Annotated in this window: 16 protein-coding genes; 9 read left to right on the forward strand and 7 right to left on the reverse strand. The window is 66.5% G+C overall.

The window, feature by feature from the left end; translation table 11 throughout:
- The first annotated feature begins 195 nt into the window (after positions 1-195).
- The 6 genes from HU764_RS16050 (at position 196) to HU764_RS16075 (ending at position 9,178) form a co-directional block, all read left to right on the forward strand.
- Positions 196-1,269, forward strand: a complete 1,074-nt coding sequence (locus HU764_RS16050) for an ABC transporter substrate-binding protein (RefSeq protein ID WP_099430933.1) — start codon at positions 196-198, stop codon at positions 1,267-1,269.
- A gap of 11 nt (positions 1,270-1,280) precedes the next feature.
- Positions 1,281-2,504 carry a lipase family protein gene (locus HU764_RS16055; RefSeq protein ID WP_099429799.1) on the forward strand — a complete coding sequence of 408 codons (1,224 nt, stop codon included), beginning with the start codon at positions 1,281-1,283 and terminating at the stop codon, positions 2,502-2,504.
- A gap of 12 nt (positions 2,505-2,516) precedes the next feature.
- The gene (locus HU764_RS16060; protein WP_186703476.1) at positions 2,517-3,716 is read left to right on the forward strand and encodes an LLM class flavin-dependent oxidoreductase; all 1,200 of its coding nucleotides are present in this window, start codon (positions 2,517-2,519) and stop codon (positions 3,714-3,716) included.
- A 4-nt stretch (positions 3,717-3,720) separates the two neighbouring features.
- Entirely contained in the window at positions 3,721-5,274 is a 1,554-nt protein-coding gene (locus tag HU764_RS16065) for an ABC transporter substrate-binding protein (protein WP_186703477.1), read from the forward strand.
- 210 nt (positions 5,275-5,484) lie between these two features.
- The gene (locus HU764_RS16070; RefSeq protein ID WP_186703478.1) at positions 5,485-8,061 is read left to right on the forward strand and encodes a TonB-dependent receptor; all 2,577 of its coding nucleotides are present in this window, start codon (positions 5,485-5,487) and stop codon (positions 8,059-8,061) included.
- A gap of 28 nt (positions 8,062-8,089) precedes the next feature.
- On the forward strand, positions 8,090-9,178 hold the full coding sequence (locus tag HU764_RS16075) for an LLM class flavin-dependent oxidoreductase (protein ID WP_099429803.1): 1,089 nt from the start codon (positions 8,090-8,092) through the stop codon (positions 9,176-9,178).
- 321 nt (positions 9,179-9,499) lie between these two features.
- Here HU764_RS16075 and HU764_RS16080 read toward each other — a convergent pair whose 3' ends face one another.
- The 7 genes from HU764_RS16080 to HU764_RS16110 form a co-directional block, all read right to left on the reverse strand.
- The gene (locus HU764_RS16080; RefSeq protein WP_186703314.1) at positions 9,500-11,284 is read right to left on the reverse strand and encodes a dipeptide ABC transporter ATP-binding protein; all 1,785 of its coding nucleotides are present in this window, start codon (positions 11,282-11,284) and stop codon (positions 9,500-9,502) included.
- On the reverse strand, positions 11,281-12,108 hold the full coding sequence (locus HU764_RS16085) for an ABC transporter permease (RefSeq protein ID WP_186703315.1): 828 nt from the start codon (positions 12,106-12,108) through the stop codon (positions 11,281-11,283). Before HU764_RS16085 ends, HU764_RS16080 begins: the two co-directional genes overlap by 4 nt.
- Complete coding sequence (locus HU764_RS16090) at positions 12,101-13,180, reverse strand: ABC transporter permease (protein WP_186703316.1); 1,080 nt, start codon at positions 13,178-13,180, stop codon at positions 12,101-12,103. Before HU764_RS16090 ends, HU764_RS16085 begins: the two co-directional genes overlap by 8 nt.
- The gene (locus tag HU764_RS16095) at positions 13,173-14,747 is read right to left on the reverse strand and encodes an ABC transporter substrate-binding protein (protein WP_186703317.1); all 1,575 of its coding nucleotides are present in this window, start codon (positions 14,745-14,747) and stop codon (positions 13,173-13,175) included. The genes HU764_RS16090 and HU764_RS16095 overlap by 8 nt, the downstream gene beginning before the upstream one ends.
- A gap of 10 nt (positions 14,748-14,757) precedes the next feature.
- Positions 14,758-15,945, reverse strand: coding sequence for an LLM class flavin-dependent oxidoreductase (locus tag HU764_RS16100; protein WP_027593756.1), 1,188 nt, complete (start codon positions 15,943-15,945; stop codon positions 14,758-14,760).
- A gap of 174 nt (positions 15,946-16,119) precedes the next feature.
- Positions 16,120-16,851, reverse strand: a complete 732-nt coding sequence (locus HU764_RS16105) for a class II aldolase/adducin family protein (RefSeq protein ID WP_099453605.1) — start codon at positions 16,849-16,851, stop codon at positions 16,120-16,122.
- A gap of 27 nt (positions 16,852-16,878) precedes the next feature.
- The gene (locus HU764_RS16110) at positions 16,879-17,934 is read right to left on the reverse strand and encodes an ABC transporter substrate-binding protein (RefSeq protein ID WP_186703318.1); all 1,056 of its coding nucleotides are present in this window, start codon (positions 17,932-17,934) and stop codon (positions 16,879-16,881) included.
- Positions 17,935-18,312: 378 nt separating this feature from the next.
- On the opposite strand from HU764_RS16110, the gene HU764_RS16115 reads away from it, so the two are divergent.
- From HU764_RS16115 to HU764_RS16125, 3 genes are all read left to right on the forward strand, one after another.
- Entirely contained in the window at positions 18,313-19,545 is a 1,233-nt protein-coding gene (locus HU764_RS16115; RefSeq protein WP_186678643.1) for an acyl-CoA dehydrogenase family protein, read from the forward strand.
- Between the two features lie 133 nt (positions 19,546-19,678).
- A complete protein-coding gene (locus tag HU764_RS16120; protein ID WP_186703319.1) occupies positions 19,679-21,454 on the forward strand; it encodes an ABC transporter ATP-binding protein in 1,776 nt (591 codons plus the stop codon).
- Positions 21,447-23,306 (forward strand): ABC transporter ATP-binding protein, encoded by a 1,860-nt coding sequence (locus HU764_RS16125; protein WP_186703320.1) that lies wholly within the window; start codon positions 21,447-21,449, stop codon positions 23,304-23,306. Before HU764_RS16120 ends, HU764_RS16125 begins: the two co-directional genes overlap by 8 nt.
- Positions 23,307-23,721 lie beyond the last annotated feature (415 nt).

The raw sequence follows: 23,721 nt of genomic DNA on the forward strand, positions 1-23,721 counted from the left end.
GCGCCAGCACTGCCCTGCGTGCCGATCAGCAGGCTGGGCTGCACGCCGCGCCCCTCCCATGTGCTGAAGGCCCCGCCGTTAACGGCCTGCAGCCGCCTTTTCGAAGACTGGCATGCATTTCGCTCCTGGCCTGGCAATGCCTGGTTCGCTGCAGCACGCGGCCCAGACCTGTTGAACCCTTGTTTGGAGCCGCACATGAACACACTCTGGCGTCACGGCCTGGCCCTGTTGGGCGGCCTGTTACTCAGCCTGACCACATTGGCCGCCGAGCCACCGGCAGCGGTGCGCATCGCCATCGTTGCCTTCACCCAAGGCGGCGCGCCGGTCTTCGGGGGCATCCCGGGGCGGGTGATCGAAGACGGCTGGCTCGAACAGCAGTTGGCCGCCCGCGGCGTGAAGCTGCAATGGACCGCCCTGCCCCACGCCGGCGCGGGGCCACAAATCAACGAAGGTTTCAGCAACGACAGCCTGGACTTCGCCGTACGCGGCGACCTGCCCTCGGTCATCGCTGGCGCCGGCCAAGTGCCCGGCAAGCTGATCGTGCCGGGTGGCAGCGGCAACAACATTTACCTGGTGGTGCCCAGCGGCTCTGCGGTGCGCAGCATCCAGGACCTCAAAGGCAAGCGCCTGGCCCTGCACCGCGGGCGGCCCTGGGAATTTGCCTTCAGCAACTTCCTGGAAAGCCAGGGCCTCAAGCTGACCGACTTCAAGATCGCCAACCTCAACCCGCAGGTCGGTGCCGCCGCCGTGTCGGCCGGCAAGGTCGATGCCGCCGTGCTGCTCAACGAAGCCTACGCCCTGGAAGACAAAGGTGTGGCGCGGATTCTCTGGTCGACCAAGCAAGGCGCCAACGACTGGCGGCTGGTGTCCGACCTGTGGGGCACCGACCGCTTCGTGCAGCAGCACGCCGACCTTACGCAGCTGGTGGCCACGGCCTGGGTGCGCGCGGCCTGGTGGATCTCCCAAGCGCAGAACCGCGACGCCTATTACGCGCTGTCGTCCCGCGCCGGGGTGGCCGAAAGCGTGCTGCGCCGCGATGACCAGGACGACCCGGTGGCCTGGAAAGCGCGCTGGGCGCCGAAAAGCGATGCCCAACTCAAAGCCCACTACGACGCCCTGGGCCAATACGCCTTGGCCAACCGCCTGATCCGCACGCCCTACGACATCAGCAGCGACCTGGCCACAGGCTTCACCCGCCAGGCGCTGATCGACCTGCAGCTCACCCACTACTGGCCGTCCCTGGACGCTCAAATCAGCCAACAACCTTGAGAACATCTTCCATGAAATTGCCTGTTTCCATCGTTTTCGGCCTCAGTGCCCTGGCCTTTTCCATTGGCGCCCTGGCCGCCGACACCTACGCCCCCAAACCCGACCCGCAACAAGGCGACGGCCGCGTTTCGAGCTTCTACACCTGGTCCAAGGCAATCCCGGCCACCCCCGGTAAACTGCTGCGCAGCGAGCCGCTGGACTCAGCGCTGAGCTTGCCCAACGCCGCCAGTGCCCAGCGCATCCTCTACACCTCGCTGGACGGCATCGACGGCAAGACGCCAATCGTGGTCTCTGGCGCGCTGTTCATTCCCAAGGGCCCGGCGCCCGCCGGTGGCTGGCCGGTCGCCAGTTGGGGCCACGGCACCGTCGGGGTGGCGGATATTTGCGCACCGTCCTGGGCCGGGCGTTCCTACCGCGATGTGCAGTACCTGAACCGCTGGCTCGAAGAGGGCTATGCCATCGTCGCCACCGACTACCAAGGCCTGGGTGTACCCGGTGGCCACCCGCTGCTGAACAACCGCATGGCCGCCTACGGCATTCTCGATGCCGCCAAGGCCGTGGTCGCCGGCGTGCCGGGGCTGGCCGACAAGGTCCTGATCATCGGCCAATCCCAGGGTGGCGCTGGTGCCTTTGCAGCCGGTGCCTATGCCGCAACCTATGCACCCAAACTGGGGGTCAAGGGCAGCATCGGCACCGGCGTGATCTACACCGTGGGGTCGAAAAACGTCGGTGAGCAGGACCAGAACAAGGTCGACCCGGCCCTGGCCTACGGCTTCTACACCTTGCTCGCCGCACAGCAGTACGACCCGAGCATCGACCCGCGCGACTTCTACACCGACAAGGCCCTGCCGCTGTTCGAGCAGGCGCGCACCAGTTGCCTGTCGGCACTGGTCAGCGATGTGGTCGGCACCGGCCTGACCCCCGCCAACGCCAAAAAGGACTACCAGGGCGACCAGCTCAAACCGTGGCTGGCCCAAGTGTCGTACCCCACCCTCAAACTGGCCCAGCCGATCTTCATCGGCACCGGCGCCGAGGACAAGACCCCTGCCGCCGCGACCCAGGTTGCACTGATGCAGGATGCCTGCAAGGCCGGCTCGGTGGTGCAGGGCCACCTGTACAAAGGCCTGGGCCATAGCGAAACGGTCAACGCCTCACTCAAGGACTCGATCCCCTTCGCCCGCCAGGTCATCAGCGGCCAGCCGGTCACGCCCAACTGCAGCCCCAGCGTCCAGTAAGGAGGCCACCCCATGAGCATCGAATTCTTCACCCGCCTGCCACTGCATGGCGAAACCCAGTACCTGCCTGGCGACCCGCGCAACCGCGGCGACTGGCACGCAGGTGGCGACAGCAGCGGTGCGGTGTCCGGGTTCGCGGTAGGTGATCACTTCACCTACATCGATTACCTCGGGCAAATCGCCCGCGCTGCGGAAATCAACGGCTTCGGCGGCGCACTGATGGTCAATGCGCCCACCGGCGAAGAGCCGTGGACCGTGTGCTCGCTGCTGGCACGGGAAACCCGCACGCTCAAGTTCGTCACCGCGTTCCAGCCTTATCACTACACGCCCTGGGTGGCCGTGCAACAGGCCGCGACCTACCAGCGCGCCACCGGCAACCGGCTGGTATGGAACATCATCAACGGCGGCTCTGATGCCATCCAGCGCCAGGTCGGCGACTTCGAGGGCCACGACGAGCGTTACGCCCGCGCCACCGAGTTCATGGACGTGGTACGCGGCTACTGGCACAACGAGCAATTCCACTACGAGGGCACCTATTACCGTGCCGAGGGCGGCGGGCTGCGCGGGCCGCTGAAAAAAGCCGAGCTGCCGCTGATCTGCACCGCCGGTTCTTCGCTGGCCGCGCGCGAGTTCGCCGCCAAGCATGCCGACTTCTACCTGATGCGTGCCGAACACCCGGACGAGATTGCCGCGCTGATCGCCGACATCCGCGCCCGCGCCTTGAAGTGGGGGCGTACCGACATTCGCTTCGGCCTATCCATCGACGTGATTGCCCGCGAGACCGAAGAGGCCGCGCGGGCCGAGGCCAAACGTTTCTTCGACGAAGGCGTGGCCAAGGGCACGGTCAAGGCCCGCGCCGCCCATGCTGGCCTGCGCACCGCACGCAAGCTGAGCTACGAGCACGGCTACAGCGACAAGGACGAGCAGCAGGCCTTCGACGATTTCTTCATCCACCCCAACGTGTGGACCGGCTTCGGCTATATCGGCATCCCGCCAGGCTGCGCGCTGGTGGGCAGCTACGCCAACGTGGTGGCGCGCATCCGCGAGTACCACGGCATCGGCATCGACCTGTTCTTCCTTGCCGGCTACCCGCACCTGGAAGAAGCCTACCGCCTCGGCGAGCATATCTTGCCGCACTTCCGTGGCCAGCGCGCCGCCCTCGCCCGCCCGGCGCCCACCCCCGTGCAACTGCACGCCAGCAACGGGGGCTGACGCCATGGCCTGGGACGGTTACCCATTGAGCCGGCGCGCCTTCATTGGCCATGCCGGCGTACTAGCCGGTGGGCTGCTGGCCGGCTGCGGCCCAAGCGACAGCCCCGGCGACGCGGTTGCTGACCAGCCACGCCATGGCGGGCGCCTGCGTCTTGGCATCATCGATGGCAACCAAAGCGGCAACCTCGACGCCCATAAACCGGTCGGCAGCGGCATCGTCCGCGGCTTTGCCTTGTACAGCAAGCTGTGGGAGTGGGACGAGCAGATGCAGCCGCGCCTGGCCCTGGCCGAGTTCGCCGAGCCCAATGCCGACGCCAGCGGCTGGACGTTGCGGCTCAAGCCTGGGCTGGAGTTTCACCACGGCAAGAGCATCGACGCCGACGACCTGATCTTCTCCATCAGGCGCCTGACTGACCCGCAGCTGGCCTCGCCCTATGCGGCGCTGCTGCACTGGGTCGACCGCGACAACCTGGTCAAGCTCGACGATCGCACCGTGCGCCTGGCTTTTCGCGAAGGCCGCAGCTACCTGCCGTTGCCCGAGACGTGGGTCAACTTCGGCGGCATCGTACCGGTGGACTACCACCCGGTCACCAACCCGGTCGGTGCCGGCCCTTACAAACTCAAAAGTTTCACCCCGGGCCAACGCTCGCTGTTCACCCGTTTCGACAATTACTACAAGCCCGGCAAACCGTATGCCGATGAACTGGAGATCATCGACTTCAAGGACCAGACCGGCCGCCTGGCGGCCTTGCGCGCCGGGCAGATCGACATGGCCAACGTCATGTCCACCGAGCACCTGCAAGTGCTGCAGGCCGACCCACGCCTGCGCCTGCTGAAGTCGGTGAGCGGCAACTGGTTGTCGTTCGACATGAACACCACCAAAGCGCCCTTCGACGACCCGCGGGTGCGTGAGGCGTTTCGCCTGCTGGCAGACCGAGAGGACTTGGTGCGCCGGGCACTCAATGGCCAGGGCCGGGTGGCCAATGACCTGTACGCCCCTTTCGACCCCACCTTCGACCACAGCCTCGGGCCACGCCCGCATGACCCACAACGGGCGGCGCAATTGCTCCAGGACGCGGGCCACGAAGGCCTGCAGGTGGAACTGGTCACGACCCCAGGGCCTGGGCTTGCCTCGGCCCTGGTGCTGGCCGAACAGGCACGGCGCATCGGCGTGACGATCACGGTACGCCAGGTCGACCTGGCGACGTTCCAGGGGCCGCAGCGCGACGACTGGACGTTGAGCACTGGGGGCAGCATCGGTGCGCCGTTTCTGGCCAGCGCCATCCATACCGACGCGCCGTTCGCCGTGGCCAACAAGACTCACTTCCACGACCCGGCGTTCAGCGAGGCCTTTCTCGCTGCCATGGCCCAGCCCGACCTTGAGAAACGCAAAGCCCTGGTGCACCGCGCCCAACGCATCCAGTACGAACGCGGCGGCATGCTGATCTGGGGCTTTGCCGACTTGCTCGACAGCGTCAGCACACGGGTCGGTGGGGCGCAGGCGGAGCAGTCGCTGTTCAGTACCTGGCGGTTCGAGAGCCTGTGGCTCAGGAGCTAAACACTAGGCCAGCACGCTCTTCTGTGGGAGCGGGCTTGCCCCGCGAAGCAGGTACCCCGAGTGGATCGCACGGGCTTCGCCCGTGTTCGCAGAGCAAGCCCCACACAAGGGGCGCATAGCGCCCCCGGCAGTCGCCATAGGCACCCAATAACCGCAGGCGCGGCTGCGCCCTCGCTTTTCCCATTCCCGAACAGAACGAGGCTCAGCCCCATGCTCCGCGTTGCCTTGCTGCACCCGACATTCCAGCCCAGCGCCCTGGCACTGGCCATCCTCGCCGCCAGCGTACCGCTGGCCTACGCCGAGGACACCCAACTGCAAACCGTCACCGTCCAAGCCGAACAGGCTGACGACGACGCCCTGCCCACGCGCCCACCGGCCTCGATCTACGGCGGCCTGGAAAGCAAAGTCCTCGACACGCCACGCTCGGTCACCCAGATCAACGCCGAGCAATTGGCCCGCGACCCGATCCAGAGCTCGGACGACCTGGTCAAATACGCCCCCGGCATCACCCGTGGCGGCGGCCAGAACGCCGGCATCGCCCCGCAAATGCGCGGGCAAAGCTCCGAGGTGTTCCAGGATGGCCAACGCGCCTACGGCGTACGCCACCCCGCCAACTTCAACGCCTACGAAGGCGCCGACATCGTCGCCGGGCCTTCATCAGTCACCTACGGATCGGTCAGTGGCAGCGGCGGCTACATCAACTACCTAAGCAAGAAGCCCGACTTCAACCGCTTCCGCACCCGCCTGAGTGGCGAAATCGGCAGCTGGATCCCCGATGGCGAATCACGCGATGCCACCCAATTCAGCCTCGACAACACCGGCCCCCTCAATGACAGCCTGGCCTACCGGGTCAGCATCACCCGCCAGCGCCAGGAAACCTTCTACGACAACGTCGACAACAACTTCGACGCGTTCTACGGCGCCCTCGCCTGGCGCAACGACAACCTGCGGGTGGACTGGAACGCCGCCTACGACGACTACTACGACTACAACATCACCCACGGCTGGAACCGCGCCACCCAGGACCTGGTCGACCATGGCAGGTACAACGCCGGGCGCGCCACGCCGATCATCCAGAACGGCAACAGCCTGTGGTCGCCGGTGCTGTCATCGGGTGCCAGCGATGCCCAGGTACTCGGCTGGGTGCAGCGCCAGCGCAACGCGCAGGGCCAGTACCAGGTGGTCGATGGCAGCTTCCAGGGCGCCTCACCCAATACCCAGACCAGCCCAGGCAGCTTGCGCGGCTGGGTGTACGACCCGTCGCTGGCAGGCAATGGCCAGACCTCGCTGTCGTCACAGACCGGCCAGCGCGCACAGGACCAGAACCGCTCGCGGCGCTTCACCACACAACTGCGCGTCGAGGGCGACCTGACCCCGTCGATCACCCTGGCCAACAGCACTTTCTACCAGCACTCCACCGACACCACCGACGCGGTGGGCGCGTTCCAGGTGCAGGGCAAGGACGACATCTTCGACAACCGCTTCGAGTTCCGCGCCCGTGGCCAATGGCAGCTGGGCGGCCTGACGCTGGTCGACGACAGCAACACCGGGCTGATCTACCGCCGCGAGACCAACGAGTCGATCGCCGCCAACAACAATTTTGGCTCCACCATCAACGCCTACGACCTCACCCTCGACCCGACGCTGAAAAACCCTGGCGACCTGCTTGGCCTGAGTGGGCGCAACCCCGCCGGTGGCAACGGAGCCTGGATCGGCCAGCCCGGCGTGCCACAGTTGTCCAATTACTATGGCTGGCTCAACCTGCCCGCCATGTACCCGGCAGGGCACGGTTTGTACGCTGAATCGGTAGCGCCCTACACCGCCGACAGCACCTGGACCACCCAAACCCTGTTCAGCCAGCACAACCTGCGCCTGGGCGAGCGCGTGGGGCTGAACGTGGGGGCCAGCCGCAGCTGGATCGATGCCCGTATCGAAAACCCCTTCGTGCTCGCGGGCGGCAACCCGCGCAAGGACTCGGACAATTACCGGTTGTTCTCGGTACAGGTCAGCCCCTATTTCAAACCCACCGATAACAGCACCCTGTACTACACCTTCGACCGCTCCCTCGCCGTCAACACCGGGTTCTTCACCAATGGTTTGGGCTGGGGCAGTGGCGCCGGGGCCAACCAGCTCAACCCACTGGCGTTCGAGAGCCTTAGCGTGCTGCACGAAGTGGGGCTGAAGGTCGAGGCCATGCCCGACCAGTTGTTCTTCACCTTGGCCGCCTACAAGCAGGCGCGCGACCAGTCGCCAGACAGCAACAACAACATCGCCCGGTTGATCGTCAAAGGCTGGGAAGCGACCCTGCGCTACCAGGACCCGCACCTGCGCGGCGGCCTCAACCTCAGCCGCATCAGTGCCTACAACGAGTTCACCAGCCAGGCCGGGTTCGCCTCCGCAGGGTTCATCCCCGACAACGGCACCGTGTTCGGCGATAACAACAGCCTCAACCAGCGCCCGTCCGGCAAGTTCGATGCGGTGCAGATTCCTGAGTACAACGCCGGCGGCTATGTCGATTACCGCTTCGATTCCGGGTTCGGCGTGGAGCTCTCTGGCTGGTGGACCAGCAGCTGGTACCTGAACCTGAGCAAGACGGTGAAGGTGCCCGACGAATACAACCTCGACCTTGCCGCGTATTACCGCCAGCCACAGTGGGGCGTGACGCTGCGCATGCTCAACGTCACCGACGAACTGAATTTCGTCAGCGGCCTGGCCGGCTCGACCAACACCTTCCTGCAACCCATGCCTGGGCGCACCTTGCTGGCCCAGGTCGATTACCAGTTCTGACCCTTCCTCAACGTAAAAGGCCATCGCCATGTCCATTGAATTCGTCGGCATGATTTTCCCCCGCCAGTGGTCCGAGACCCGCGGCGTGCGCTCGCCCGACTTCGACCTGCCGTTCATCCGCCACCACGCCCGCGCCCATGAGCATGCCGGTTTCGACCGGGTACTGATCGCCAGCGGCCCAGGCAGTGCCGACAGCCTGCAGATTGCCGCCTATGCGGCCGCGCACACCGAGCGCCTCGGCTTCATGATCGCCCACCGCCCTGCCCTGACTGCGCCGACGGTGGCCGCGCGGGCATTCGCCACCCTCGACCACACCACCGGCGGCGGGCGCATTCGCCTGCATGCGATCACCGGCATCACGGCCGAGCCACAAGAAGGCGACACACTGCTGGACAAGACCGCGCGTTACCAGCGCGCCGACGAGTACCTGGAGATTGTCCGGCGCACCTGGACTGCCGAAGAGCCCTTCGACTTCGAAGGCCGCTACTTCACCATCAAGGGCGCTTTTTCGCCGGTTAAGCCGCTGCAGCAGCCGCATATCCCGATTTCCTTTGGAGGCTCGTCCGACATCGCTTACCAGATCGCCGTCAAACATGCCGACCTGTATGCCCTGTGGGGTGAACCGCTGAGCGGCGTCGCCGAGCAGATCGCCAAACTCAAGGCTGCGGCGAGTGCCGCTGGCGTGGCGGCGCCACGGGTGAGCTTGTCGGTGCGGCTGATCCTGGGTGCCACCGAGGAGCTGGCCTGGCAGCGCGCGGAGCAGATCCTCGCGCAGATCAAGGCCAACCCGCAGTTTGCGGCGGACAGCCCCTGGCAGAAGCGCATCAAGGGCACCGGTTCCGAACGCCTGCTCGCCGCCGCCGCCCGGGCGGACCGGCATGACCGGGCATTGTGGATGCCGACGGCGACAGCGGTGGGGGCTTATGGCGATACCACGGCGCTGGTGGGCACGCCGGAGACCGTCGCCCAGGCGTTGCTGGATTATGTCGATTTGGGGGTGAGCACCTTCCTCAACCGCGGGTATGACCCGTTGTACGACACGGTGGATTACGGGCGCTGGGTGATTCCGGCGGTGCGGGAGGAAGTGCGGCGGCGGCAGGCGCGATTTGCTGGGTGATGGTGCCCAGCTGGGGATTGCATCTGGGGTGCCAGGTGCATGCCTTGGGCCTTGCAGCGCCTGGGAGATCGAGCGCCGCCCGCGCGGCGCATCGCGAGCAACGCTCGCTCCTACGTTTGTTTCGGGCCAATTATTCCTGGGGCAAACGCGCGCGACCGCCTTGACGCATGACTCGATATCGCGTCGAACAAACAAGGCGTTCGCGCGCGCCTGTCACAGGCGTTATTGGCCAAAAACAAACGTAGGAGCGAGCGTTGCTCGCGATGCGCCGCGCGGGCGGCGCTCGATCTCACAGGCGCCGCCCCACCCAAAGCCATGCACCTAGACGCCCACCTGCAACCGAGGCGAATGTTCCACCAAGGTCCGGGTATAGCCATCAACCGGCCGCCCAAGCACCTGCTCAGCCGCCCCCTCTTCCACCACCCTGCCCTGGCGCAACACCAACACCCGGTCGGCTATCGCCCGCACCACCCCCAAGTCATGGGTGACGAACAACACGGTCAGCCCTTCACGCTGCAAACGCCTCAGCAATGCCAGGATCGACGCCTGCACCGACACATCCAACGCCGAGGTAATCTCGTCGCAAACCAACAGCCGTGGCTCACAGATCAACGCCCGGGCAATCGCCACGCGCTGCCGTTCTCCCCCTGACAGGCTGTGCGGATACAGATCGGCCACACGCGCCGGCAGCGACACCCGCGCCAGTACCGCTTCGACCCGATGACGCGCCTCATCGCCACGTACAGCGAAGAAATGCGCCAGGGGCGCGCTGAGGGTCTGCGCGATCGTCTGCCGAGGGTTCAACGCCCGGTAGGGGTTCTGGAACACGTACTGGATCTGGTGACGCAGCCGTGCATCCCGTTGACGTGCGGTGAACGCCAGCGGCTCGCCGCCGTAACGCAGTTGCCCCTGAACGTTCTCGCCCAACCCCGCGATGGCCCTGGCCAGGCTGGTCTTGCCCGACCCGGACTCGCCCACCAGCGCCAGGCATTCGCCTTGCGCTACCTGCAGTGAAACATCGAACAGCACTTGTCGGTCGTAAGCCACATCCAGCCCCTGCACCTCCAGCAACACCTCTGCGCTGGGCGCCGCTGCTACCTCGACACCCTGCTCGCCGAGGGGCAGCGGCTCACGGTAGGGCGCCAGGCAAGCGACTTGCTGACCGCCCTCGAACGCCAGCAGCGAAGGCTCGATTACCGCACACTCGGCACGTCGCCTGGCACAACGCGGGGCAAACGCGCAGCCCGCAGGCCGCTGCCCCGGCGCCGGTGCATGGCCGGCGATGGCTTGCAGCGGCTGGCGTCGGGCAATATCAGGAATGGCCGCGAGCAAGGCACGGGTGTAAGGGTGTGCCGGTGCTTTGAACAAGGTTTCGCGCCCCGCCACTTCCACCAGCCGCCCGGCATACATCACCATCACCCGGTCAACCAGGTCGCGCGCCACGGCCAGGTCGTGCGTCACGTACAACGCCGCCACACCGTGCCCCCGGCACAGGCGCTTGAGGGTTTCCAGCACATGCGCCTGGGTGGTCACATCGAGCGCCGTGGTCGGCTCGTCGAGCACGATCAGTTTCGGCCGCAGGACAAACGCCAGTGCCAGCATCACCCGCTGTTGCTGCCCCCCGGACAACTGATGAGGAAAACGCCGCAGAAAGGCTGCGTCGTCTGGCAAGCCGACATCCACCAGGGTCTCATTGATGCGTTGCTGCAATGAATCTGCAGTCAGCTTGGGCTGATGCGCCAACACGGTTTCACGCAACAAGGCGCCTATGCGCAGAGCCGGGTTCAGCGCTGTGGCCGGGTCTTGGGCGACGTAGCCCACCAACCCGCCCCGCGCCAGGCGCAAGGCTTCGCCCTCAAGCTCCAACACCGCCTGCCCCGCCACCGCAATGCGCCCGCCGGTAATCCGCGCACCTTGCCGCGCATGGCACAGCAAGGCCGTGGCCAGGGTGGTCTTGCCCGAACCGGACTCGCCCACCAACCCCACGATCTCTCCCGCCGCCAGGCTGAACGAGACATCGGCCAGCACATCGACCTGCCCGGCCAGTTCCACCCGCAGGTTGCTGACCCGCAACACGTCGCTGTCGACTTTCAACGCCGCCGTCATGGTTGCTTCTCCCCAATACGTGCACTGACCCGGCCGATACCTTCCGCCAGAATGTTGGTGCCATAGGCGAACACGGCAATCAGCAGCGCCGGTGCCAATACTGCCCAGGGCTGTACCAGCAGGCCGGCCTGGTTTTCGTTGATCATCAGCCCCCAGTCCGCCGCCGGCGGCGCTACGCCATAACCCAGGAAGCTCAAGCCCGAGAGCATGCCCACCGCCCAGGTCAGCATGTTGCCGAAATGCACCAGCAGCGGCGTCAGGATGTTCGGCAGGATTTCGCTGAACAGGATGCGCCAACGTGAGTAGCCCATCATCTGCGCCGCCTCGACGAACTCCTGGCCCGCCACCGCCACCGCGCTGCCACGCGCCAGGCGCACGACCCCTGGGGTAAACGCGATGGCCACGGTCAACACGATCAGCCACGGCGCACGGCCGAGCATCGAGACGATCAGCAACACCAGAATCAGGTCCGGAAAGGCCAGCGAGACATCCGCCGCCCAACTGATCGCCTGGTCCAGGCGGCGGCGCGAAAAACCGGCCAACAACCCAAGGCTGCCGCCGACGACTAGCGCGAGGGTGGCCGCCGCCACCGACATCCACAGCACCGACACGCCCCCGCTGAGCAAGCGAGACAACAAGTCGTGGCCAAGAAAATCATGCCCCAGCGGCGCACCGGCAGTCGGCGGCCCATACACCGGCCCGACCATGGCCGTCGGCGCATGCGGCGCGAGCCAGGGGCCCAGCAGCGCCAGCAACATCACCAGCGCGGTAATCACGGCGCCGCGCCGCACCTGCGGGTCGGCCAGCCAGCGGGTCTCAGTCATGGGTTGCCTCCTGGGCAGGTGTACGGCGTGCGCGTCGCCACCACGGGCGAATGCCGCGCCGGTTGCGGCGGATCAGCTTGACCCGGCGCGCGGTGCGCAGCTTGGGGGTGAGCAGGACAGTCAGCAGGTCGGCCAGCAGGTTGATCAGCACCACAGCCAGGGTGATGACCAGCACCACGCCCTGGATCATTGGCAGGTCGCGCATCTGAATCGCCGCATTGAGGGCCGTGCCGATGCCGGGGTAGCTGAAGATCACTTCGGCCAACAGCGCGCCGCCGACCAGCGTGCGCAGGGTCAGCGCCACGCCCTGGATGGCCGGGGTCAGGGCGTTGGGCAAGGTATGGCGCCAGACGATGCGCCGCTCCGGTATACCGCGCAAGCGTGCGGCCACCACGTAGTCGGACTCCAGCGCCTCGATCATCGAGGCGCGGACCATCCGTGTCAGGTACGGCAGCGCCGACAGGCTCAGGGCAACCACCGGCAGCACCAACGATGGCAACTGCCGCCACAAGGGCAATTGCGGGTCGAGGATCGACACCGCCGGCAGCCAGCCCATGCCGGGCATGGAAAACAACAGCACCAGGCCGATGGCCAGCAGAAAGCTCGGCGTGGCCTTCAACAGGATCAAGGCCGACAACCCCCAGCGGTCCAGCGGCCGGTCACGGCGCAGCGCCAGGCTCACGCCCAGGGTCAGCGCCATTGGCACCACCAGCGCCAGCACGCCGGCCAGCAAGGCCAGGGTGTGGCCGAGCCGCCCGAACAGCAGCTGTGCCACCGGCACCTGCGAGTCCAGCGAGATGCCCAGGTCACCGCGCAATGCCGCCCCTAACCAACGCAGATACTGCACCAGGATCGGCTGGTCGAGGCCCAGCTGGCGCTGCAAGGTCACGATGCTGTCCAGTGGCGCATCGGGGCCAAGGATGACCCGCGCCGGGTCCGAGGGCAGCGCCTGGGTGGCGATGAACACCACCAGGCTGATGACCCAGGCGGTCAGCAGGCCGTAGCCCAGACGGCCAATGAACCAGGCCAGCCAGGCCGGCGTACGTGGGGAACGGTGAGCGTGATCAGGCATGGTTCAACCAGAGTTCGTCGAAGCGCCAGGAGGCGAAGGTGGTCTGTTCGGGGGCGAGCCCGCCGACCTTGGCGGACGCTGCATCGAGCACGTCCGAGAAGCCCCAGATCAACAGCCCGCCACGTTCGTGCTGGATTACCTGGGCTTCATGCACCAAGGCCTTGCGCCGCTCCAGGTCGGGCTGCGCCAGCGCCTGGCCATACAGTTCGGTAAACCGTGGGTCGTGAAAATTGCTGCGGTTGTAGATGGCTTGCGGCGCATCGTTGTGCAGCGCCGAGGCGAGGAAACCGCGGGCCGGCGTCGAACCCGGTGACAGCTGCCACTGCTCGCGCTGTGGGCCATTGAACACCGAGCCGTCGACCTGGTTGACCTTGACCTGCACCCCCGCCTTCTGCGCCTGCTGGGCAAACACCAACGCCGCGTTTACCCCTGGCCCTGGTGTGGTGGTCAGCTCGACACGCAAGTCGTCCTGCCCGGCCTGGCGCAGCAGTGAACGGGCCTGATCAAGGTCGTACGGGCGCTGGGCGATCGTGTGGTTGTAAGTCGGGTCGTGTGGCGAATACAGGTCGTTGGCGATACGGCCGAAACCATTGAGCCCACGCGCCACCAGCTCTTGCCGGTCGGCGAGCAGGCGGAACGCCTGGCGCACACGTACGTCCTGGAATGGCGCCTTGGCCAGGTTCAGGTTGAAACCGGTAAACGAGGTGCTGGGCGAAGCGTACAGGCGCAGGCGCGGGTCAGCCTTGAGCAAGGCACTGTGCTCGGCCTGCACCCCGCTGGCCACGTCGATCTGCCCTGCGCGCAAGGCCGCCGCACGCGAGACCTGGTCTTTGAATTCGATGATCTCCAGCTCATCCGCATAAGGGCGGTTGGGTTTGTAGTAGTTTTCGAAGCGGGTGTAGAGCGAGCGTTGGCCAGGGATGAAGCTTTTGAGCTTGTAGGGCCCGGCGCCGACCGGGTTGGTCAACGGATGATAATCGGTCGGCACGATGCCGCCGAAACTGATCAGCGTTTCATCCAAGGGATAGAAGCTTTGCCCCTGCTTGAAGCGGATCTCGATCGTACGCGCATCCAGCTTGCGCAGCGCCTGGCGGTCGATGGCGCCGACCAGCCCGGCAAACGGCGAGGCCAACTGCGGGTCGGTCAAACGCAGGATCGAGAACAGCATGTCGTCGGCGGTGATGCTTTTGCCATGGTGAAATTCCAGCCCTGGCTTGAGGCGGATGGTCCAGGCACTGGCATCGGCATTCGGTTCGGCGAACTCGGCCAGGGCCAGGCGCGTGCTGACATCCGGGTTCCATTCCCAGAACTTGGCGTACAGCGCCCAGCCGCGGATGATGCCGCCGCCCACCGGCTTGTGCGCATCGAGGTTGCCCGCCTGGTCACCGTCGATGATGCCCACGCGCAACCGCCCACCATGTACCGGCGTGGTGGGTAATGCGATACCGTCAGCCGTGGCAGCGGGCGCGCCGCCATCGCAGCCGCTGAGCAGCCCGCCACCGAGCAGCAGGCCGCCCCCGACGGCCAGGCTGTTGCCGAGAAACACCCGGCGCGAAAACTCACTCATCACCTTCTCCTTACGCCGGTTGGGCTACGGTCGGCTTAGTGCGGGCGCTCAGGCGCGGCACCTCGAACCCGTGGTCCAGGTCGAGCAGCGGGAACAGCAGGTCGGCCACCCGGTGGGCTTCGTCGATCAGCGGGAAGCCCGACAGGATGAACGCCGACGTTCCTTGGGCTTCGTACTCGCGGATGCGCTCGGCCACCTGTTCGGCGCTGCCGACCAGGTAGGTGCCCGCAGCCGGGCCAAGGATGTTGAAGCCGAACAGGCTGGGGCCCAGCCAGACGTTGGGGTAGATCTCCAGCTCGCGGGCAGTGGGCAGGCGCCCGGCGCGAATGCTGTCGAGGTTGCGCTGAATGCGCGGGTCGTCGCTGACGTAGGTGTCCAGGGTCTGCCCTGCCGGCAATTGACGCTCGATGGCCGCGCGGGCGGTGGCCAGCGAAGTGCGCTGCAGCAGGCGTTCGGCATGCGCCCAGGCTTCTTCTTCGGTCTCGCGCACGATGACTTGCAGGCGTGTGCCGTAGGTCAGCTCGCGGCCGATTTTTGCTGCCTCGGCGGCCACCCTGCGGAACTTGTCGCCTAGCTTTTGCGGGGTATCGGCAAAGCTCAAGTAGACGTCAAGTAACTGCACCGAATGGGCCACGCCCGGCGCCGATGTGCCCGCGCCCCACAGCGGGATGCCAGGCTTTTGCTTGGGTGGGTGCCAACCGCCCAAAGGGTGGCTGGCCGCCGCAGGTGAGCGTGGCGAGAGCTTGACGTAACGGCCGTCGTAGCCTGCCGTTTCACCGGCGTAAAAGCCTTGGAACGCGCGCCAGTACTCCAGGCTGAAGTCGTAACGTTCATCGTGAGGGTAATGTACGCCCAGCGTGGCCAGGCCGGCGTCGTTGCCGTTGACCACATTGAACAGCAAGCGGCCGTTGGAAAACTGGTCGAAGGTCAGTGCCCACTTGGCCAACACCGCAGGCGACAGCTCGCCTGGGTGTTGTGCGACCAGAAAGCGCAGGCGTGACGTGGCGTCGATCAGCGCGGCCGATACCGCAAGGCTTTCGTTGGGGCTGGAGCCGAGCAGCGAGCCGTAGAAGCCCAGGCGATCGGCGGCGATGGCCAGTTGCTTGAGGTGCTCGAAGTCGGTTTTCCAGCGGCCTTCGGGCTCCCAGGGATAGGGGCCGTCGGGGGTGGTGAGGTACCAGAGGATTTTTACTGCCATGGGAGTGGTCCTTGCTTGGAGTGAAATACCAAACTGTCACTCGTCCCCCTGTAGGAGCAGCCTTGTGCTGCGAAGAGGCCAGTCCAGGCGCAGCAACTGCATCTGGCGGGCCGGCCTCTTCGCAGCACAAGGCTGCTCCTACAAAGGAGGGCGTGGTGGGCTTGGAACTGCGAATCAGCTGCGCCGATCGATACCCGGCACCAGCCCCAGCTCGGTAGCGCGCTCGTATAACCCACTCATCTTCCACTGCTGCGTCAGCACCCCAGGCCCGTACGGCCGCGAACCGCCCAGCGCATCGGCCAGCAGCTGAATCTGCGCGCCTTCTTCCAACAGCAGGATGAACTCGGCCGTCGCACGAAGCCCCTGCTTACCCCACACCGTCGAGCCGCCATTGGCTTCGAGAATGGCCAGGTTGAACGGGTTTTCGGCGATCTTGTCGAGGATGAAGTCCACCTCGGCCTGGCGCCGGTCGATGTACACCGGCAGCTCCCGCGCCAGCTGATAGCGCTGCACCGGCACGTAGTGGAACGGCAAGGTACGGTGGGTCTGGGCCCAGGCGCCGAGGTATGGGCTGTGCACATGCGAGATCGTGGTGATGTCAGCGTGGGTCTGGAACAGTTTGGTGTAGCGCCCCAGCCCGCCTTTACCCTTGCCGACGATCACGTTGCCGGAGAAGTCGGTCACGGTCGCCTGCAGCGGTTTGCGGTGGTTCCACGGGCCGCCGTAGTTGACGGACACCAGCAGGTCTTCACCGGGCACACGCTCGATGAAGCCGACAGTGCCATTGGCGGTGATGGTGTTGGTCTCGCGGAATACGGTAAACGCCGCTTCGGCTTCGGCGACCACCTGGTCGATGAAAGCTTGCAGTTCGGCAGTGACGGGGCGTTCGTTGATCAGTACGGTCATGTTCAATCTCCGGAGGCGGATGCAAAGTCAGGCGCGGCGCTGGGCCAGCAGTTCATGGGCAGCCTGCAGGGGCCGTGGGTCGACCCAGTCGGCGATGCTGAAGTCGGCTTCGAGGAAGCCATGCAGGTAGAGAAAGTCCTTTTGCGTGCCCAGAAACGCCAGGCGCTGCTCGGACAGGTCCGGCGCCAAGGTGGTGTGAAACGCGCCGCGATAAGCATCGGCAACACCCTGGCTGCCGGCGCGGGTCTCGTCCTCGAGGAAGCTGTTGAGCGCATCGCGGTTGCCGGCCGCCCATTCGGCAGCGCGCAGGGTCTGGGCCAGGAAGCGCGCGACCAGCTCGAAGTGGTTGTCGAGCAGGCTCTGGTGCACGGTGATCGGCCTTGGCGTGCCGTTGTTGATTCGGTGGCGCGGGTCGGCTAGCAGGTCGAGATCGACGCCCACCACCAGGCCCAGGCGCCGCGCCGCATCGGCAGCGGCCGCGCCCTTGACGTAGACGGCATCGACCTCGCCGCGCGCCAGGTAATCCAGGCCCGACCACAGGCGCTGCAGGCCCAGCTGCGGGGTGGCGGCGCTGGCCTGGTCGAGCAGCGCCACTTCCACCAGTTGCACGTCGTCCAGGTGCAGGCCGGCCGAGGCCAGGGCGCCTTTATAGCCGTGCAGGCTCATGGCCCGGGCGATGCTACCGGGGCGGCTGTCAGCCCAGGCCGGCAGTGCCAGGCGCTTGCCGCGCAGGTCGGCGGCGTTGCGGATGCCTGAGTCCGGGCGGACCAGGATGGTCTGCCATTCCTCGATCCAGGTCAGGCCGATCAGCCGGCTCGGTGAGCCTGCTGCACGGGCGGCCAAGGCCGGCACGTTGCCGCCTTCGCGAAACAGCCCCGGGAGCTGGTGATCGTAGTGGTGATGGCCGAGCTGACGGGTTTCCTGCAGGGTCGAGACCGGCAGGCCGTCGGGGGCGAATTCTTCGTCCAGCCAACCCAGCTTGTAGGCGATGCCCGAAGCGGTGGGCACCGGGCAGCGGGTAAACCAGATGCGGTCCAGGGCAGTGGGGTCGTCGGTTTGCGTTGCGGCATTAGCGAGTGTCATGGGGTGGCTCCTTGGGCGTCGTGAAAGCGCTATTGCAGCGTGCGTGCCAACCGCTGGAGGCCTTTATTTACGGGGACTTGAGTGTCATTTACAGGCGTTGGGTGCTGGGCACGGAGCAGGATTGCGGGCGGGGTGCTGCCAGATCAGCAGGCGAGCTGTTGCTGGGGCAGCAGGCGCGGCCCGAAGCCAAGCAACACGGGGCCTGGTGAGTCATGGCAAAGAACTTGCTCAAGGCTATGGGACCGCGGTGCGGCCATTCGCGGGCAAGCCCGCTCCCACAGGACCTTCATTGCCCTTGAAACCGGCACTTCACCTGTAGGAGCGGGCTTGCCCGCGAAGCAGGCGCACTGGCCCTTGAAGACCCTTGCGAGACGACCCATGAGCGCCATCGAACCCAGCCCTATCCACCGCCTGACCAGCGAAGCCGAAGCCATCGCCGCCGCCCGCGAGGTCGCCGCGCAAATCGCCGTGCTCGCCGCCGACCCCAGCAACAACGGCCAGCTGCCGCGCCGCCAGGCCGACCTGCTGTCCAGCAGCGGTCTCACCGCCATCGCCGTACCGGCCGAATTCGGCGGCCTTGGCGCTTCGGTGCAAACCATCGTCGAAACCGTGCGCCTGATCTCCACCGCAGACGGCGGTGTCGGCCAACTGCTGCAGATCCACAACGTGATGCTGCGCGGCATCTTCACCAGCTACGCCGACGACGTGCGCGACCGCCTGATCGCCGACGTATTGGCCGGCAAGCGTTTCGGCAATGCCTTGGCCGAGGTGGGCGGCAAGAACAAGTTCGCCCTGAAAACCCGGGTCGAGCGCCGCGCCGATGGCAAGCTGGTGCTCAATGGCAGCAAGTTCTACTCCACCGGCTCTTACCTGGCCGACTGGATCTCGCTGACGGCCGCCAGCGAAGACGGCGGCGTCGGTGTGCTGCTGCACCGCGACACACCTGGGCTGACCCTGGTCGATGACTGGCAGGCCTTCGGCCAGCAGAACTCGGTGAGCGGCACGGTCAACTTCGACGAGATCGTGCTCGACGAGCGTTACCTGTCGCGGCGAACCGGCCCGATGAAGCGCACAGGGCTGACCTTCCCGCAGATTCTTCATGCCGCCATCGACACCGGTATCGCCGCCGGCGCGCTGCAGGCAGGCGTCGACTACCTGCGCGAGCATGCCCGGGCCTGGGTGGAAAGTGGCGTGGACCGCGCCAGTGACGAGCCGCACGTGATTCGCCAGATTGGCGAGTACGCCGTGGCGCTGCGCGGTGCCGAGTCGGTACTGCGCGATGCCGCACGGGTGTTCGACGCGCATGAGCGCGACCCGGAGGACAAAGCCCTGCAGGATGAACTGATTCTCTCGGTGGCCACTGCCCGCGCCCACTCCGATGCGGCGTCACTGAAGATCTCCAGCGACCTGTTTTCCCTGCTCGGGGCCAGTGCCTCGTTGAGCAAGTGGAACCTCGACCGCTTCTGGCGCAACGCCCGGGTGCATACCACCCATGACCCCATTCGCTGGCGGCTGCACAACGTCGGCAACTACTACCTCAATGGCGCCGACCCAGGGGAGTACACCGCCGTGCTCAATGCCAAGGAAACCCAGGGCGCAACGCGCCGTTGAACCTAACCCTGGGGGCCGCTGCGCGGCCCATCGCAGGCAAGCCAGCGCCCACACACCAAGCCACGCCACCGTCACTGTGGGAGCTGGCTTGCCTGCGATGGGCTGCGTAGCAGCCCCAGTACCGAGCCTCTACATGAACCACCCTCTTCTTCGCGCCCTGGCCATCTACCGTGAAATGCCCTGGCGCTTCGGCCTCGTGACCGCCTTGTACATCGCCGGCAACCTTGGCCTGGTCTGGCAGCAATGGCTGATCGGCCACGCGGTCGACGATGTCAGCGCTGGCCGCGCTGTGGTACGCCTGCCCGACGGCAGCCTGGATGCCGCCGTGGCCTGGCACTGGCTGTGGCTGCTGCTGGCCATCGCCCTGGGCCGTGGTGTGCTGCAATACGCCGCCGCGGTGCTGTCGCTGGTGCTTAGCCAGGCGCTGCTGACGCGCCTGCGCGAGCGCATCCTCACGCAGGTCCAGCGCCTGCACCTGGGCTACCACTGGCGCCACGGCATGGGTGAACTGGTGACCCGCACCACCCGCGACGCCGACAAGGTACGCGATGCGCTGATCACCTTCTGGCGACAGATCATCGAAACCCCCTTGGTGGTAATGGCCGCCGTGGGGCTGCTGAGCTGGTATGACCCACTGCTCGGCCTGGTGCCGCTGCTGTTGACCGGGGCCGGGCTGTGGCTGTTCGTCGTGCAGACCGATCGCCTGGTCACGCTCGATCGCGCCGTGGGCGCTGCCTACGACCAGGTCAGCCAGGACCTGGCAGAAGGCATCGGTGGCGTGCGCGTGATCAAGGCGTTCGGCCTGGAGGGCCAGCGCATCGAGCGGTTCGCCCACCAGGTTGGCGTGTTCACCGGCCACGCGCGCGCGGCCCTGGCCTATGCCAGCTCACGCATCCCGCTGCCACAGGCGGTGGTAGCGCTGGGGCATGTGTGGATCCTGGTGTACGGCGCCCACCGCGTGGCGGCGGGCGCGCTGGGCATCGGCGAGCTGGTCACTTCGCTGCTGGTGGCCACCACGCTGGTGTTCCGTATCGAAGGCATCGGCCGGGTCATGCAGACCTTCGCCGATGCCCGCGCCAGCGCCGAGCGCATCTGGCAACTGCTGGACGAGCAACCGGCGATCCTTGGCGGCCAGGCCACCCTGCCCCCTGGGCCATTGGGCCTGAAACTGGCCCAGGTGCGCGTCAGCGCCCCTACGGGCGAGCGCGCCATCCTGCAGGACTGCTCGCTGACCCTGCAGCCCGGCGAGGTGGTGGCACTGGTCGGCGCCACGGGCACCGGCAAGAGCCTGCTGGCCAGCCTGCTGCCGCGCCTGGCCGACGTGCAAGGCGGCGCCGTGCTGGTCGGCAGTGACGCAATGGGCTGGCAGGATGTGCGCGCGCTCGACCTGGCCGACCTGCGCCGACGCGTCCAGGTGTTGCCGCAAGAAAGCTTCCTGTTCTCTGACAGCCTGGCGGCCAACCTGCGCCTGGCGGCAGCCGATGCCAGCGCCGCTGAGTTGCGCGAAGGGCTGCGCCTGGCGGCGGCAGACGATGTACTCGAACGCTTGCCCCATGGCCTCGACACGCCGTTGGGCGACCGTGGCGTGACCCTCTCCGGCGGCCAGCGCCAACGCCTGTGCCTTGCCCGCGCACTGCTCGGCGCGCCGGACATCCTGTGCCTGGACGACGCCACCAGCGCCCTGGATGCCCTGGGTGAGCGCCAGGTGCTGCACAACATCCGCCGCCTGCGCGGTGACACGGGCCAGGGGCCGACCTTGCTGCTGATCACCAGCCGCCTTTCGACCCTGCTGTTGGCCGACCGGGTACTGATGCTGGAGAACGGCCGCATCAGCGCCAGTGGCACCCATGCCGAGCTGAGCGCGAACAATGCCCACTACCGCGACCTGCTGGGGATCGACCATGAGTAATGCACCCAACAACGCCCCCAGCGATATCGAGATCGAGCAGCACCTGGCGCGCCAGGCCCTGGACCGTGGCATGTTCCACCGCCTGTTGCCGCTGCTGCGGCCCATTCGCCGGCAAATCCTGGCGGTGATCGGCATCGAACTGCTGCTGGTGTTCACCGTGTTCCTGCGGCCCTGGTTCGTCCGCGAGCTGCTCGACAAGGGGTTGGTGGCCAGCGCCGATCACTGGTTGCTGGACGAACGCCTGGTGCTGTGGCTCGGCCTGGGCCTGGCGGCCAGCTGGCTGGGGCGCTTCCTGCTGGCAGGCGTGTCGCAGTTCATTGCTGGGCGGGCGGCGATCCGCGTGCTCAACGACCTGCGGGTGAAGGTGTTTGCCCACGTGCAGGCGCTGTCGGTGAGCTACTTCGACCAGACCCGCGCCGGGCGCATCATTTCTCGCGTTGACCGTGATGTCGATGCGCTCGAACCGTTGTTGGTGCAAGGCCCGCCAGAACTGCTCGGCGCCCTGCTGCGCTGCGGCCTGGCGGCGGTGATGCTGTGGCGCATCGAGCCGAGCTTCTTCTACAGCCTGGCCGCCACGGTGCCACTGCTGGCGTTGGCCACCTGGCGCTTCAAACGGGTGTCGCAACGCAACTGGGCCAAGGTCGCCGAACAGCGCAGCCGCTTCACCGCGCACCTGGTCGAGAGCGTCAGCGGCGTGCGCTTGATTCAGCAATGTGGCCAGGAACAAAAAAACCAGACGCGCTACCGGCGCCTGCTCGAGGACTTCAATCAGGCCCTGATCCGCGGCAGCCTGCGCGCCGGCTGGTTCGCGCCGTTCACGGCACTGCTGAGCACGGCAGGCATGGCCGTATTGCTGCTGGTAGGCGCCCACGGCCTGGCCGAAGGCAAGGTCACTGTCGGCCAGGTGGCCGAGAGCCTGTTCTACGTGTTCCTGTTCCTGGGGCCACTGCAAGAGCTGTCGGACCTGTTCGAGCGCTATGCCACCGGCAGTGCGTCGGCGCAGCGGATCTTCCTGCTGCTCGACACCCGCCCACAGGTACTCGACCCGCAATCACACCGCCCGCTGGCCAGGGCACGCGGCCAGGTGGACTTCGAACAGGTAGGCTTCGCCTACACCCCAAACGGCCCGCGCCCGGTGATCGATGGCCTCGACCTGCACATCCGCGCCGGTGAAGTGTTGGCCATCGTCGGCCCGTCCGGGCATGGCAAAAGTACCTTGGTGCAGTTGCTGACGCGTTTCTACGAAGTGCAACGCGGCGCCGTGAAACTGGACGGCATCGACCTGCGCGAACTGGCCCAGCATGACCTGCGGCGCAACGTCGGCGTGGTGCTGCAGGACAACGTGCTGTTCAGCGGCAGCATCCTCGACAACCTGCGCCTGGCAGCACCTGGTGCCGACGATGCACGCCTGGTGGCAGCCGCCCGCGAACTGGGTGCAGACGAAGTGCTCGAACGCCTGCCGCAGCGCTACCACACCGAAGTCGGGCCCCTGGGCGCGCACCTGAGCCATGGCCAACGGCAACTGGTGTGCCTGGTGCGCGCCTACCTGGCCGACCCGGCGGTACTGGTGCTAGACGAGGCCACCTCGGCGGTGGATGTGCACACCGAGCGGCGTATCCAGCAGGCCTTGCGGCGGCTTTGCCAAGGGCGCACGGCGATCATCATCGCCCACCGCCTGGCGACCATCCGCGATGCCGACCGCATCGCCGTGGTCCGCCATGGGCAGGTGGTGGAGCAAGGGGCGCATGCCGAGCTGATTGAGCGTGGGGGGGCTTATGCGGCGTTGTATGAGGCGTACTTGCGCAGTGCCGGGGAGGTTGTGGCCGAGAGGGGCGAGTCGTGCCAGGTGTAAGGTTTGGGAGGTGCAGCGCCTGGGAGATCGAGCGCCGCCCGCGCGGCGCATCGCGAGCAACGCTCGCTCCTACGTTTGTTTTCGGCCAATAACGCCTGTGACAGGCGCGCGCGAACGCCTTGTTTGTTCGACGCAGTACCGAGCCATTAGCCAAGGCGGTCGCGCGCGTTTGCCCCAGGAATGATTGGCCCGAAACAAACGTAGGAGCGAGCGTTGCTCGCGATGCGCCGCGCGGGCGGCGCTCGATCTCCCAGGCACCGCAAAACTCAAGCCCTGCCCCCCGCAGCCCCCATGCTGCTCTCCCAGCATCCACTGCTTCCCGGTTGCTGCCACAGCAGCACCCCACCCATCTCCTGCACCGCAAGCCCCCGCCGCACAAGCCCAACGCCACGCATGGCACAGCCGTTGCACCACC

Origin of the sequence: Pseudomonas kermanshahensis (genome assembly GCF_014269205.2) — a bacterium.
GTDB lineage: Bacteria > Pseudomonadota > Gammaproteobacteria > Pseudomonadales > Pseudomonadaceae > Aquipseudomonas > Aquipseudomonas kermanshahensis.

Coding starts and splice junctions, on each gene's coding strand:
- HU764_RS16050 (WP_099430933.1), top strand. CDS start 196: ATGAACACACTCTGGCGTCACGGCCTGGCCCTGTTGGGCGGCCTGTTA.
- HU764_RS16055 (WP_099429799.1), top strand. CDS start 1,281: ATGAAATTGCCTGTTTCCATCGTTTTCGGCCTCAGTGCCCTGGCCTTT.
- HU764_RS16060 (WP_186703476.1), top strand. CDS start 2,517: ATGAGCATCGAATTCTTCACCCGCCTGCCACTGCATGGCGAAACCCAG.
- HU764_RS16065 (WP_186703477.1), top strand. CDS start 3,721: ATGGCCTGGGACGGTTACCCATTGAGCCGGCGCGCCTTCATTGGCCAT.
- HU764_RS16070 (WP_186703478.1), top strand. CDS start 5,485: ATGCTCCGCGTTGCCTTGCTGCACCCGACATTCCAGCCCAGCGCCCTG.
- HU764_RS16075 (WP_099429803.1), top strand. CDS start 8,090: ATGTCCATTGAATTCGTCGGCATGATTTTCCCCCGCCAGTGGTCCGAG.
- HU764_RS16080 (WP_186703314.1), bottom strand. CDS start 11,284: ATGACGGCGGCGTTGAAAGTCGACAGCGACGTGTTGCGGGTCAGCAAC.
- HU764_RS16085 (WP_186703315.1), bottom strand. CDS start 12,108: ATGACTGAGACCCGCTGGCTGGCCGACCCGCAGGTGCGGCGCGGCGCC.
- HU764_RS16090 (WP_186703316.1), bottom strand. CDS start 13,180: ATGCCTGATCACGCTCACCGTTCCCCACGTACGCCGGCCTGGCTGGCC.
- HU764_RS16095 (WP_186703317.1), bottom strand. CDS start 14,747: ATGAGTGAGTTTTCGCGCCGGGTGTTTCTCGGCAACAGCCTGGCCGTC.
- HU764_RS16100 (WP_027593756.1), bottom strand. CDS start 15,945: ATGGCAGTAAAAATCCTCTGGTACCTCACCACCCCCGACGGCCCCTAT.
- HU764_RS16105 (WP_099453605.1), bottom strand. CDS start 16,851: ATGACCGTACTGATCAACGAACGCCCCGTCACTGCCGAACTGCAAGCT.
- HU764_RS16110 (WP_186703318.1), bottom strand. CDS start 17,934: ATGACACTCGCTAATGCCGCAACGCAAACCGACGACCCCACTGCCCTG.
- HU764_RS16115 (WP_186678643.1), top strand. CDS start 18,313: ATGAGCGCCATCGAACCCAGCCCTATCCACCGCCTGACCAGCGAAGCC.
- HU764_RS16120 (WP_186703319.1), top strand. CDS start 19,679: ATGAACCACCCTCTTCTTCGCGCCCTGGCCATCTACCGTGAAATGCCC.
- HU764_RS16125 (WP_186703320.1), top strand. CDS start 21,447: ATGAGTAATGCACCCAACAACGCCCCCAGCGATATCGAGATCGAGCAG.